General features: G+C 65.1%; 8 protein-coding genes and 1 tRNA gene. 4 read left to right on the plus strand and 5 right to left on the minus strand.

Features of this window, described 5'->3' with window-relative positions; translation table 11 throughout:
- Position 1: 1 nt before the first annotated feature.
- A complete protein-coding gene (locus HK108_RS06535; RefSeq protein ID WP_139468693.1) occupies positions 2–550 on the plus strand; it encodes an ureidoglycolate lyase in 549 nt (182 codons plus the stop codon).
- An 83-nt stretch (positions 551–633) separates the two neighbouring features.
- Here the strand turns inward: HK108_RS06535 and HK108_RS06540 are convergent.
- A tRNA-Thr gene (locus HK108_RS06540) sits at positions 634–706 on the minus strand.
- Between the two features lie 210 nt (positions 707–916).
- On the opposite strand from HK108_RS06540, the gene HK108_RS06545 reads away from it, so the two are divergent.
- Positions 917–2,035 (plus strand): M20/M25/M40 family metallo-hydrolase, encoded by a 1,119-nt coding sequence (locus tag HK108_RS06545; protein WP_181270921.1) that lies wholly within the window; start codon positions 917–919, stop codon positions 2,033–2,035.
- A gap of 41 nt (positions 2,036–2,076) precedes the next feature.
- Here the strand turns inward: HK108_RS06545 and HK108_RS06550 are convergent, their stop codons facing one another.
- Together HK108_RS06550 and tmk are read right to left on the minus strand one after the other, a co-directional pair.
- Positions 2,077–3,234: a DNA polymerase III subunit delta' gene (locus HK108_RS06550; protein WP_172173890.1), complete on the minus strand. Its 1,158-nt coding sequence runs from the start codon at positions 3,232–3,234 to the stop codon at positions 2,077–2,079.
- Between the two features lies 1 nt (position 3,235).
- On the minus strand, positions 3,236–6,118 hold the full coding sequence (gene tmk, locus HK108_RS06555; RefSeq protein WP_181271040.1) for a dTMP kinase: 2,883 nt from the start codon (positions 6,116–6,118) through the stop codon (positions 3,236–3,238).
- A gap of 109 nt (positions 6,119–6,227) precedes the next feature.
- Here tmk and HK108_RS06560 point away from each other — a divergent pair, with 109 nt between their 5' ends.
- Complete coding sequence (locus HK108_RS06560; RefSeq protein ID WP_229664002.1) at positions 6,228–6,983, plus strand: lipoate--protein ligase family protein; 756 nt, start codon at positions 6,228–6,230, stop codon at positions 6,981–6,983.
- A gap of 93 nt (positions 6,984–7,076) precedes the next feature.
- Entirely contained in the window at positions 7,077–7,571 is a 495-nt protein-coding gene (locus HK108_RS06565) for a GNAT family N-acetyltransferase (protein WP_139468696.1), read from the plus strand.
- Positions 7,572–7,821: 250 nt separating this feature from the next.
- Here the strand turns inward: HK108_RS06565 and topA are convergent, their stop codons facing one another.
- Positions 7,822–10,590: a type I DNA topoisomerase gene (gene topA / locus HK108_RS06570; RefSeq protein ID WP_181270922.1), complete on the minus strand. Its 2,769-nt coding sequence runs from the start codon at positions 10,588–10,590 to the stop codon at positions 7,822–7,824.
- 168 nt (positions 10,591–10,758) lie between these two features.
- Positions 10,759–12,417, minus strand: coding sequence for a DUF7059 domain-containing protein (locus HK108_RS06575; protein ID WP_229664003.1), 1,659 nt, complete (start codon positions 12,415–12,417; stop codon positions 10,759–10,761).
- Positions 12,418–12,425: the final 8 nt, after the last annotated feature.

Genomic DNA, 12,425 nt, shown 5'->3' on the forward strand with positions numbered 1-12,425 from the left:
CGTGAAGTCTCCTTCCCGCTCTCACGTGACCTTGGGTCGGCGCGAGAACTCCGACCTCGCGGGGGACGGAATGCTCGAGCTGACGCCGGAAGCCTTCGCGCCGTTCGGCAGGGTGATGGATTTCCACGCCCAGCAGGTGCCCGGTTCGTCAGCATTCCTGTCAGCAGCGACCTCGTTCTTCCGTGCTTCCCTTTTCGAACCAGGCGCCGACGGAACGACCGATCTGCTGTGGGTATCTTACGACCGCGCAGAGCCACCGGAGGATTTCGAAGCGCATCTGCTCACGGAGCAGGCGCTCATTCCGATCACCGGTACGATCGTCCAGCACTTGTTCCGAGACGATGTCGACGACGGAACGGTCAATCGGTTTCTTGTCCGCCCGGGGCAGGGAATCGTCATGTCTCCAGGCAGCTTTCACACGACGACGTCCGTCGATGGCGAAGCGCTGTGTCTGATGGTCAGCCGAGTGAGCACCACCGACGATCTCAGCCGCAGCCTGCAGACGGGTTGCCAAGCAAGTGAGACCGTCTTCGCTCCGCCTCCCGGCTGAGAGGGTCTCGCCTAACAGGCACTTCGGCCACGAGAAAGCCCCTCCCGCACCAGAGTCTGTCCTGGTGGGAGGGGCTGTTGCCGAGCCGCCTGCGGGAATCGAACCCGCGACCTATTCATTACGAGTGAATCGCTCTGCCGACTGAGCTAAGGCGGCAACCGAACCAACTTTAGCCAACTTCTCTGCCAGCGGTCAAAACGACGATCACCCTCCAGGGCGGTTCCGGCAGAGAGCTTCGTCACCCCCTCGCCGGACGGCGACAACCGACCACCTGGCCCGCCTTTACGCGGGTGCCGCCGGGCCGCATCTCGGCACCCGTTAACCTTGAAAGAACAGTTGGCTGACAAGCGAGAAGGTGAGACATCCATGGCAGAGTTCGACTCCGACGATTTCATGAGTGATTTCCAGGCGCTCATCGAATGCGAGTCGTTCTCCAACGACCTCTCTTCCCTGGCCCGCAGTGCACGGCTCGTCTCGCGAATCGGCACCGGAATGCTCGGTGCCGCACCTCAGATCGTCGAGACCGACGGCCACCCGCATGTGCTGTGGCGCTTCGGCACCGGACCGCGCAAAGTCGTGCTCATCGGCCACCACGACACCGTCTGGCCGACGGGAACGCTCGCTGATTTTCCGTATTCGGTCAAGGACGGAGTTGTTCGCGGACCCGGCGCCGATGACATGAAGGGCGGACTGCTCATCGCAATCTACGCGTTGGCGAAGGTCCGCGCCGAACTCGGCCATCTCGATGGCGTCAGCCTCCTCATCACTGCCGATGAAGAACTCGGTTCCCCTGGCTCCCGGCAGATCATCGAAAACGAAGCGCGCGGAGCGAAGGCCGCCCTCGTGTTCGAAAGCGGTGCCGCCGACGGTGCCGTCAAGATCGCTCGCAAAGGCGTGGCGATCTACCAGCTCGAAGTCACCGGTCTGGCATCGCATGCCGGAGTAGAACCGGAGAAGGGCATCAACGCCACCATCGAAGTGGCCAACCAGGTCATCGAGATCGCTGCACTGCACAAACCCTCTGTCGGGACCTCTGTAGTCCCGACCGTGATGACCAGCGGATCGACCACGAACACCGTACCGGCCAAAGCCGTCGTCGGCATCGACTCCAGGGCAGCCTCGGCGGATGAACAGGTGCGCATCGATGAGGCTCTGCGCGCCCTGACGCCCAGCGTGGCCGGTGCGAAGATCGAACTCAAAGGCGGAATCAACCGCGCCCCGCTCGAAGAGGACATGGCGATGGGCCTGTATGCCCGTGCCCAACGACTGGCAGGACGACTCGGGCATCCCCCGCTGCGGTCAGTCGCAGTCGGCGGCGGGTCGGACGGCAACTTCACCGCCGGAGTCGGGACGCCGACCCTCGACGGCCTCGGCACCGTCGGCGGAGGTTCCCACGCCCGGACCGAACACGCTCTGCAGATCTGGATTCCCCGCCGCATCGAACTCACCGCAGCACTCATAGCAGAACTCCTCGGCGACGACTGAGCGTCTTCGGCCATTCCCCCGGCGCGCCCAACCGTCGGCGATCAGAGTGCGCCCGTGCGGTCCTCTTGCAGCCAGGGGTTCGACAGCAGCACGAAGGCTGCTTCGACGATGAGCACGGGCGACATGTTCGTCTGCAGGCGCTGCCGGGCCTCGGTGATCGCATCGATGCGCAGCAGAGTGGTGTCGGGGCCGTCCCGGTTCGCCTGTTCGGCGATGAGATCGACTTCGCCGGCGTTGATCCACCCGTCTCGGATCCCCAGCTGGTACATGAGGATGTCACGGTAGAGGCTCATGAGCTCGAGGAAGATCCGGTCGAGCTCATCGTTGCGGGCCCGCACCGAACGGCGCTTCTGCTCTTCCTCGAGCTTTCTGATCTGCGCTCTGGCCGAGGGCGGAATCGTCTTCTCCCCTTCGACCCCCAATGTGGTCAGAAGCTGAGTCCGCTCGGCGGCATTGCGCTCTTCGACTCGTGACTTCGCGGTCTCTGCCGCTGCGTCGACGATGCGACCGGCCAAACGTATCGTCGCCCCCACCGAGGTGAGTTTGCCCGGGATGGCGAGGATCTGTTTGCGTTCGGCGTCGGCCGACTCGTTGAGCGCCAGGTATTTCGCGCGCCCGATGTGGTTCTGAGCCACGGCCGCAGCCCAATGGGCACGATCCTCCGAGACACTGTCTCGCTGCATCAACAGCTGTGCCACGGCCTCCCGAGAAGGAATACGCAGGCGTACCGGGCGACACCGCGATCGGATGGTGGTCAGCACATCGATCGGGCTCGGTGCACACAGCAGCCACACAGTTCCCGGAGGAGGTTCTTCGATGGCTTTGAGCAGCACGTTCGCCGTCCGCTCCATCATCCGATCGGCATCTTCGATGATGACGACACGCCATTTCGAGTTCACCGGCGACGACTGAGCCTTGGATACGAGTTCGCGGACCTCTTCGATCGAGATGACCGACTTCTGCGTCGACATGATCGTCAGCGACTCGTGATGTCCCGACAGCACCCTGGCGGTCACGTCGTTCGATTCGGTGCCACCGGAGATCAGGGCCGCGGCGAAGGCCCGAGCCGCATTGGATCGCCCTGAGCCGGGAGGACCGGTGAACAGCCACGCATGGGTCATCGCCGCCGGGTTGTCCAGGGCATAGCCGAGCTGGGTGACGACGTCATCCTGGCCGACGAGTTCGTCGAAGACGCTCACTTCAGGAATCCTCCGGGTTGGTGAAGCGGCGGTTGCTGCGTTCCCGCTGCCTGCGCAGACGTTCCCGAGCCTGCCGTTCGATCTCGGCTTGCGCCTGCAGCCGTTCACGACTCATCTCCCGTGCACTGCGGACCGGCAGCACCGTGGTTTCCGCATCCCCGGCATCGGCCGAGTCCTCGTCTGCGCCACCCGCACCTGCCTCGGCACTCGAATCGGCCCGGTGAACCACGCGGGTTTCGGCGTCTTCGGGATCGACACGGTTGACGATGCGGGTTTCCGCGTCTTCATCCGTGACGATTCGGTCCGTCGGCACACCATCGGCATCGTCGCTGTCATCGATGATCGCGTCGGTTCCGTGGGTCGGCAGCACCGTGGTGGCATCATCCTCGTCGGATCGGCGCGCACCCTTCTGCTCGAGGAACGACGGGAGCTCCTCCTCGTCATTCTCCGAGTCCCGGTCCGCGGCCTCACCGGCGACCCCCGGAGCACTGGTAGCACCGGATGGTTCCTCACTCGCCGAGGCGGTCGGATCCTCTCGCAGATCCGCTCCGAGGTCGACGCGTTTGGTGGGAACAGCACCCGAGATCTCGGCCTCGGCGTCGGTGACCGCAGAGGGAACGAAGCGATCGCCGGAGGCGGGGACGAAACGCGGTCCACGTTCGTGCATCTCGTCTTCGCCGCGCGTATCGCGTTCGTCGGTGTCGTTCGCATCGGTGTCATCCTCGGCGGAGCCATCTGCCGTATCCCGGCTGTCGACAGAGTCGTCTGCAGTCTCAGGTGCACCGTCCACTTCTGCGGAGGAGTCGGGAGAGGATGTTTCGTCTTTATCGTCGTCAGGCACGGTTCCGGCGGCCACGGCAGCGATCGGCACGGAGCTGCGTTCCGGGCCGCTGTCGGGCTCAGCATTCGATGTTGAGGCGGGGGGCGCCTCGGTGCCGGTGTCGCGCTTGACCAGGGTCTGCGGAAGCCGAGCGCGGATGGCCGCGAGGATCTGCTCGGTGAGTTCATCGGCGTCGACTGAGGCGTCGAGGACGACATACCGGTCGAGTTCCTTGTGTGCGCGGGACAGGTAGGTCTGGCGCACGCGCTGGTGGAACTGCTGGTTCTCGTCGTCGAGGTAGTTGCTGTCGCCGCGCTTGCCCATCCGCTCGGCCGCGACCTCGGGTTCGATGTCGAGGACGATCGTCAGGTTCGGTACGAGCCCCTGGGTGGCCCACCGACTCAGCGCGAGGATCGTCTTCTCGTCGAAGCTGCGACCGGCTGCCTGGTAGGCGATCGTCGAATCGATGTACCGGTCGGTGATGACGATGTTTCCGGCGTCGAGGCTGGGGTCGACCAGGGAGGCCACATGGTGGGCACGGTCAGCGGCGAAGAGCAGGGCTTCGGTGCGCGAGCTCGGCGGGTCGGAGTCGAAGAGAACAGAACGGATCTTCGTGCCCAGTTCGGTGCCGCCGGGTTCGCGAGTGGCCTCCACGTGATAGCCGTCATCGGCCAGAGCCGCGGAGATGCGTTTGATCTGTGTGGTCTTGCCGGAACCATCCCCGCCTTCGATGGCGATGAAGAATCCGGCGCCGAGGCGTTCGGCCGAGTTCCCGAGTCCGCCGGCCGCAGTCTCCGGCTGGCTGGGCGGGCGGAATCCGTGGACGATGTCGACGGACAGCCCCTGCAGTCTGTGCGGGTCGAAGGTGAAGAGTCCGATGACTCCGGCGACCAGGGCGGCGATGCCGAAGATGAGGAACGCGACGTCGCTGGGAGCCAGGATCCAGTCAGGACTTGAACCGACTTCGACCGTGCCGCCGAGATCGAGGGCGTTGATCACCAAGGCCAGACCGGCGCCCGCGACGGCACCGTAGCGGCGGGAGAAGTCATAGGGCTGAGCGCGCACGCCGATGCCGACGAGGAACGCGATCGCGGCCGAGAGCACGACCTTGCCGGAGAGTTCGTTGATGGCGCCGGTGGCGAGCAACAGCACACCGGAGACGAGCAGAGCGAAAGTGGACACACGCGGACGGGACATTCCGGGGGCGAAGGTCGGCCCCATCTCGAATCCGACGGCCCACCCGACGAGGCAGCAGGCGATGATGAGCGCGAAACCGGCCTGACCATAGCCGTGGCCGATCGCCGTCGGCTGGGCAAGCATGAAGGTCGCGCCGAGGACGGCGAAGAGGCCGATGCACACCCACGGATTCGCGATCGCCTCGGCGGGGCGGGCGACCCGGGCCTTGAGTTCGGGGAACTGCCCGGTCGTCGCAGACTCTGCGTGCAGGGCACGTTCGGGGGTGAGGAAAATGATGACGGAACCGGCGGCCATGCCGATGCCCACCAGCAGGGACACCCAGCCGAGCGCTTGAGTTCCCGCTGCAGAGCCGCCGAGGATCTGGAAGGCGCAGGAGACGAAGACGAGGACGGCCGCGGGAATGCCGACACGGCGCCACGGCTTCTCGTGCCTGAAGGGGTTGATGCTCATGAGCAGACCCACCACGGCGCCGAGGAACAGGGCCGCGACCCAGGTCAACCACGCGCTGGGAGCCAGGCTGAGGACGACGAGAAGTGCGGCTTCGACGATCGCTGAGATACTCAGAGCTGTCTTGCGCACCGCCGGCGGTCGGGAGGCGAAGACCTTGGCCGGGATGAAGAGACCTGCGCAGGAGAGGGCGAAGACGATGAGCAGCGACAGACTGCCCATCTGATTGTCGAATCCTCCGGCGCTGAGAGACTCTCCCATGGCGGTGTAGGCGCGTCCGCCCACCGTCGCGACGAGTCCGCTGGTTCCTGCCACGACGTAGCTGATCGCGACAAGAACGATCAGGGCACCCCAGGCGGCGGTCTCGGTGACCAGGCGGCCGGGGGCTCCGGGCAGTCGGTGTCCTGTAGTCGTCAACATGCTCACAGCCCTACACTATCTGGCCGAACTGACATATCTCTTGGAAACGAGTGCGATCTGCGACAACCCGAACCCGACCGGGGCCTGCCGATCCTCTACCCTTGAACTCGTGCACACAGACTCACTGGCGATGACCACGGTGGCGGCGGAAGGCATGGGCCCCGTGGAGGAACTCGCATTCGCCCGCGTCCTCCTCGATTCGGTCAAGGCCGGACGCCGCGGAGCGACTCTGCGGATGTACCGACCGGCCCCGACCTTGGCGTTCGGTGCCAGGGACCGTTTCCTGCCCGGCTTCGCCGCCGCCATCGAAGCGGCCCGGGATCACGGTTTCACGCCTGCCCTGCGCAGCCTCGGCGGGCGCGCGGCCGCATACCATCCGGGTTCGCTGGTCATCGATCACATCGAACCGAGTGATTCATTCATCACGAACACCAACGCACGGTTCACCGGTTTCGGCCAGGACTATGTCGAGGTGCTGCGCGGGCTGGGCATCGATGCCCGCCTCGGCGAGATTCCCGGCGAATACTGTCCCGGTGAACACAGCGTCAACGTGGCCGGGCGGATCAAGGCGATCGGCACCGCCCAGCGCGTGGTCTCCGGTGCCTGGCTGTTCTCGTCGTCCGTCGTCGTCGAGGACCCGGATCCGATCCGCGCGGTACTCACCGATGTCGAAGCCGCCCTCGGAATCGACTGGGATCCGTCCACGGGCGGATCGATCAGCGAGGTCCATCCGGAGGTGACGATCGATTCCGTCGCCGAGGCGTTCGCCGCCTACTATGCCGACGCGAATCCGGATTCGCCCCTGTCCCCCACCGCCGAGGAGCTGGCCGAAGTAGCCGCCCACGCGGACAAGCACCGGCTGTGAGGTCGGCGAAAGCTGTGGTCGGCACAGGCCGGGACAGCGCGCGAACCGCGGAGACTGAATTCCTTTGACCGAACGACTTTGGGAGCACACACCATGACCGTCACCATTCGTGAAGCAGAACGCTCTGATCTGCCCGAGATCCTGCGGCTCGTCCGCGCGCTGGCCGTCTACGAGAAGGAACCGGATGCGGTCGAGGCCACCGAGGCGGATTTCGCGGCAGTGATGTTCCCCGACGGTGGTCATGCGAACACGTTCGGTCTCGTGGCCGAGTCGGGCGGCGAGGTCATCGGCATCGCGATCTGGTTCCATTCGTTCTCGACCTGGACGGGCAGGAACGGCATCTGGCTCGAAGACCTCTTCGTCTTGCCCGAACATCGCGGCTCGGGAGCCGGAAAGGCGCTGCTCGGCCGGCTGGCGCAGATCTGCCAGGAGCGCGGACTGACGCGGCTCGAATGGTGCGTGCTCAAATGGAACACCCCGTCCATCGGGTTCTACGAATCGCTGGGTGCGAAGCCGCAGGACGAGTGGGAGACCTACCGACTCGACGGCCAGGCGCTCACGGACTTCGCAGATTCGTCGCGCGACTGACCTCGTCCCTGAGGCACTGCTGTCCACGTCCCAGAAGCACTGGAGTACGTGGCCGGCGCCGGCAAACGGCGATTGTTGGGTCGATCCACGGTGTTTTCGACGTCGGAAACACCGTGGATCGACCCAACAATCACGGGCCACGGGGTGTCACAGGCGACGGGAGAAGAAACGACTTTCGCCACCTGCCGGACCATCAGGCAGGTGGCGAAAGCAGTGACAGGTGAACGCCGCGGGCTCGGCGGACGTCGACTCAGGGAGTCTTCGGCTTGGCCGTGCTCGTCTTCTTCGCAGCCGTAGTTCTCGCCGCCGTGGACTTCGACGCAGTCGACTTGGAAGCCGTCGTCTTCTTCGCAGTCGACTTCTTGGCGGGGGCCTTCTTTGCCGGAGCTTTCTTCTTCGCCGGCCCCTTCGCGCGCTTCTCAGCGAGCAGAGTCGCGGCGCGTTCGAGCGTCACGGCTTCGACGGAGTCGTCCTTGCGCAGGGTCGCATTCGTCTCACCGTCGGTGACATACGGTCCGAAGCGACCGTCCTTGACGACGACGGGCTTCTTCGTCTCCGGGTCCTCGCCGAGTTCCTTCAGCGGAGCCGCGGCCCGACGACCGCCGCGCTGCTTCGGCTCGGAGTAGATCTTCAGCGCCTCTTCGAGGGTGATGTTGAAGATCTGCTCCTCATCGGTCAGGGAGCGGGAGTCGGTTCCCTTCTTCAGGTACGGTCCGTATCGGCCGTTCTGCGCGGTGATGTCCGTGCCCTCTTCGTCCTGTCCGACCACGCGCGGCAGGCTGAGCAGCTTGAGCGCGGTCTCGAGGTCGATCGAGTTCAGATCCATCGACTTGAACAGGGAACCTGTGCGCGGCTTCGGCTTCTTCGCGCCGCGCTTCGGCTTCTCCTCGGGTTCGGGCAGCACCTCGGAGACATAGGGTCCGAAACGACCGTTCTTCGCCACGATGGTGTGTCCGGTCTCCGGGTCGACGCCGAGCTCGCGGTCGCCGTCGCCTTGGGATTCGATGAGTTCGGCGGCCTTCGCCGCTGTCAGCTCATCGGGTGCCAGATCGTCGGGGACGGAGACCCGCTTCGGGTCCTCTCCGTCCTTCTCCGAGGCGACTTCGAGGTAGGGACCGTAGCGGCCCACACGCAGGTTCACACCTTCGCTGATGGCGACGGTGTTGACCTCGCGGGCATCGATATCGCCGAGGTCGTCGACGATGGCTTTGAGTCCTTCACGGTCCTGGGTCTTGTCACCGAAATAGAATCCGGCCAACCAGTCGTTGCGATCCTCCTCGCCCATCGCGATCCGGTCGAGTTCGGATTCGAGGTCAGCGGTGAACGCATAGTCGACCAGACCGGTGAAGTGCTCTTCGAGCAGGCGGACGACAGAGAACGCCAACCAGCTGGGTACCAATGCATTGCCGCGAGTGGTCACATAGCCGCGGTCCTGGATCACGGAGATCGTCGCAGCATAGGTCGAGGGTCGGCCGATGCCGAGCTCTTCGAGCTGCTTGACCAGACTGGCTTCGGTGAAGCGCGGCGGCGGAGCGGTGGTGTGGCCGTCGGCTTCGGCCTTGACGACCGACAGCGATTGGCCCTCTTCGACCTGCGGCAGCCGCGATTCTCCGGACTTCGTGTCGTAGCGGGACGCGTCCTGGCCCTCTTCATAGGCGGCAAGGAACCCGCGGAAGGTGATGACGGTGCCGCTGGCGCTGAAACCGGCTTCGTGGCCGTCGGCGAGAGCAGCGCTGACCTTGATCGTCGCGGTCTTGCCCTTCGCGTCGGCCATCTGGCTGGCGACGGTGCGCTTCCAGATGAGGTCGTAGAGACGGAACTCGTCGCCGTTGAGCTGCTTGGACACCTGTGCCGGGGTGCGGAAGGAGTCACCGGCGGGACGGATCGCCTCGTGGGCCTCCTGCGCCGATTTCTGCTTGCTCGCGTATTGGCGCGGCGACTGCGGAACGAATTCGGGACCGTAGAGTTCGGTCACCTGCTTGCGGGCGGCAGCGATGGCCTGACCCGACAGCGCCGAGGAGTCGGTACGCATATAGGTGATGTAGCCGTGCTCGTACAGCGACTGAGCGGTGCGCATGGCCTGACGAGCGCTCATGCGCAGTTTGCGTCCGGCTTCCTGCTGCAGGGTCGAGGTCGTGAAGGGTGCGGCCGGACGCCGGGAGTACGGCTTCGACTCCACCGCGGTCACCGTCAGCGCATCCTTTGCGCTGCCGTTCAGCTCCGTGGCCAACGACTCCGCTCGCGCCTGGTCGACGATCGTCGCCGAGGTGTTCTTCAGCTCGCCCTTGTCGTTGAAGTCACGGCCGCTGGCCACTCGCGATCCGTCGAGTGTGGTGAGATTCGCAGCGAACGGGTTCGTCCCGTCCGGCAGACCGAGATCGATATCGAGGTCCCAGTAGTCAGCGGGCACGAAGGCCATGCGTTCGCGTTCGCGTTCGACGACGAGGCGGGTGGCCACGGACTGCACACGTCCGGCCGAGAGCCCGGCACGGATCTTGCGCCACAGCACGGGTGAGACCTCGTAGCCGTAGAGACGGTCGAGGATGCGGCGGGTCTCCTGCGCGTCGACGAGCGAGGTGTCGATTTCGCGGGTGTTCTCCAGGGCCCGTTCGATCGCCTCAGGCGTGATCTCGTGGAAGACCATGCGTTTGACCGGAATCTTCGGTTTGAGGACTTCGAGCAGATGCCAGGCGATGGCCTCTCCCTCGCGGTCCTCATCCGTTGCCAGATAGAGTTCGTCGGCGTTTTTGAGCAGACGCTTGAGTTCGGTGACCTTCTTCTTCTTGCCCGGATCGATCCGGTAATAGGGATCGAAGTTGTTGTCGACGTCGACAGCGAACTTTCCGTACGGCCCCTTCTTCATATCGGCGGGCAGCTCCGAAGGGGTGGGCAGGTCGCGGATATGACCGACGGAGGCCTCGACGTCATAACCGTCGCCGAGGTATCCCACAATCGTTCGCGCCTTCGTCGGAGACTCGACGATGACGAGGCGACGGGGCTTCTTCTCGGTTGTGGTCACGCTTTCACATTCCTCTCACGGCATCAGCTGCCCGCTGCAACGGACGATCCGGCCCAATGTAACACTGTTGAACGGACACGTTCCTCATCGGCACTTGCGGCCCGGATGCTGCCCGGACCTCGTCCGATCTCGGCTCGGACACGGGGTCAACGGTTTCCGATCCTATCCCTATTCCGCCGACGTCCCAGTCGTCGAGGTCCCGATCGAACCGCCGTCGGGCAGCAGTGCACCCGCCGCGCACAGGGCTCTGACCTGCGCCACGAGCTGATCTTCCAGAGCCGTGGGATCGACCTCGAGAAGCTGGGCCAAGGCCCCGGCCGTCTGTCGCAGGGTCAGCGTCCCATCCGCGACGGACACGAATCCGGCCAGTGCCGTGTCGAGGTCGAAGACCTGCCCGAAGCCGATCCCCTGTTCCAAGGTGATCGAGTTGGGTTCCGGCGCTCCGGGAAGGAAATGGCGATGTTCGACGAGGTCCGGAGAGCGTGTGAAAGCAGTCGCGGCGATCTCCTCCGGTCCGGCCGCTGCCAGCCACGACCGGATCGCGATAATCGTGGTGAGGAACTCTGCGAGTCCGTGCGGATTGTTCGCCGGCGCCGAGGTGACTCTGACCCGGGTCTTGAACACTCCCTCGGCCGTCCCCGACGGTCCGCGGTCGACGTCCGAGGTGACGTCGCCGATCGCGGGATCTTCGGTACCAATCGTTGGCACATCGTTATCGGACTTCGCGATCAGCACGTACCCGAAGACGACTTCGTCCACAGCTCTGGTGGCGAAGTCGTCGAGCCATGCGGCGACTGCGTCGTTCCAGGCGGTGCTGGCGCGAGGGATCCCGCTGTCGCGGATCCAGGTCTCGGCGTAGGCGATGGGGTCCAGGGCTTCGCGTTCGATGACGAACACTGACGTGTCGTCATCGCAGACCCAGGACTCCGGTCCTTCGTCCTTCCCCGAGGCGGCTTCCCAGTTTCCGAGGCAGACGCTGCGTCCGCCCGGGGCGAGGTTCTCAGGGATCCGGGTGAAGAGCTCCCGAACGAGTCGGTCCCCAGTCATTCCGCCGTCCCGGTATTCGAAGGTGGTGTCCGTGCTGCGCGGGGTGATCACGAACGGCGGATTCGACACGAGCAGATCCACGGGTTCCTGCAATGGTTCGAGAAGCGAGCCGTGCCGGAATTCGATCGTCGTCACACCGTTGAGTCCGGCCGAGAGTTCGGCCAGACGCAGGGCCCGGTGGGAGATGTCGGTGGCGATGACTCGGTCGCTGTGGCGGGTCAGCAGCAGAGCTTGGATTCCGCAGCCGGTGCCGATGTCGGCGGCCACCCCGACGTGGTCGCGCGGGGTGATCGACACCAGTGTCCGGCCGGCTCCGCCGAGTCCAAGTACGAACTCGCCGTCGAGGACATCCGGTGTGGTCAGGGTGCCGTGGTCGGCCACGAGGTAGAGGTTCTCGTCCCCGGGACGGAAGCCGCGGGGAACACCCACGGGAAGTTCATAGGGGGTCAGGGCGAAGGGGGCGGTCACCTCGTCGTCGTCCACGGTGATCAGCCCCGCCTCGGCGGCGGTGTCGAAGGACTCCCCCAGCAGGGCGCGGACCTGGGCGACCGGGACTGTGCGGTGGAAGTGGAAGAGCAGCGCCGCGCTGGCCATGGCACGGTCGGCGGCCGTCGACGACTGGTCCGCCAGCGTCCGGGCGCAGTGGTGGATGGCGGGTGCGGCGTTGTTGCGCAGCAGCGCCTCCGAGGTCGGACCACCCCAGAACTGGCGCAGCCGTGGTTCGGTGTATCCGGAACGGTAGAGGGTCTCGCCCAGGTGGGCCAACGGCAGATCAGTCACAGAAGAAT

Origin of the sequence: Brevibacterium sediminis, assembly GCF_013623905.1 — a bacterium.
Lineage (GTDB): Bacteria > Actinomycetota > Actinomycetes > Actinomycetales > Brevibacteriaceae > Brevibacterium > Brevibacterium sediminis.

Bases quoted from the DNA above. Each gene is read 5' to 3' on its own strand.
- HK108_RS06545 (WP_181270921.1), top strand. From the start codon at position 917: ATGGCAGAGTTCGACTCCGACGATTTCATGAGTGATTTCCAGGCGCTC.
- tmk (WP_181271040.1), bottom strand. From the start codon at position 6,118: ATGTTGACGACTACAGGACACCGACTGCCCGGAGCCCCCGGCCGCCTG.
- HK108_RS06565 (WP_139468696.1), top strand. From the start codon at position 7,077: ATGACCGTCACCATTCGTGAAGCAGAACGCTCTGATCTGCCCGAGATC.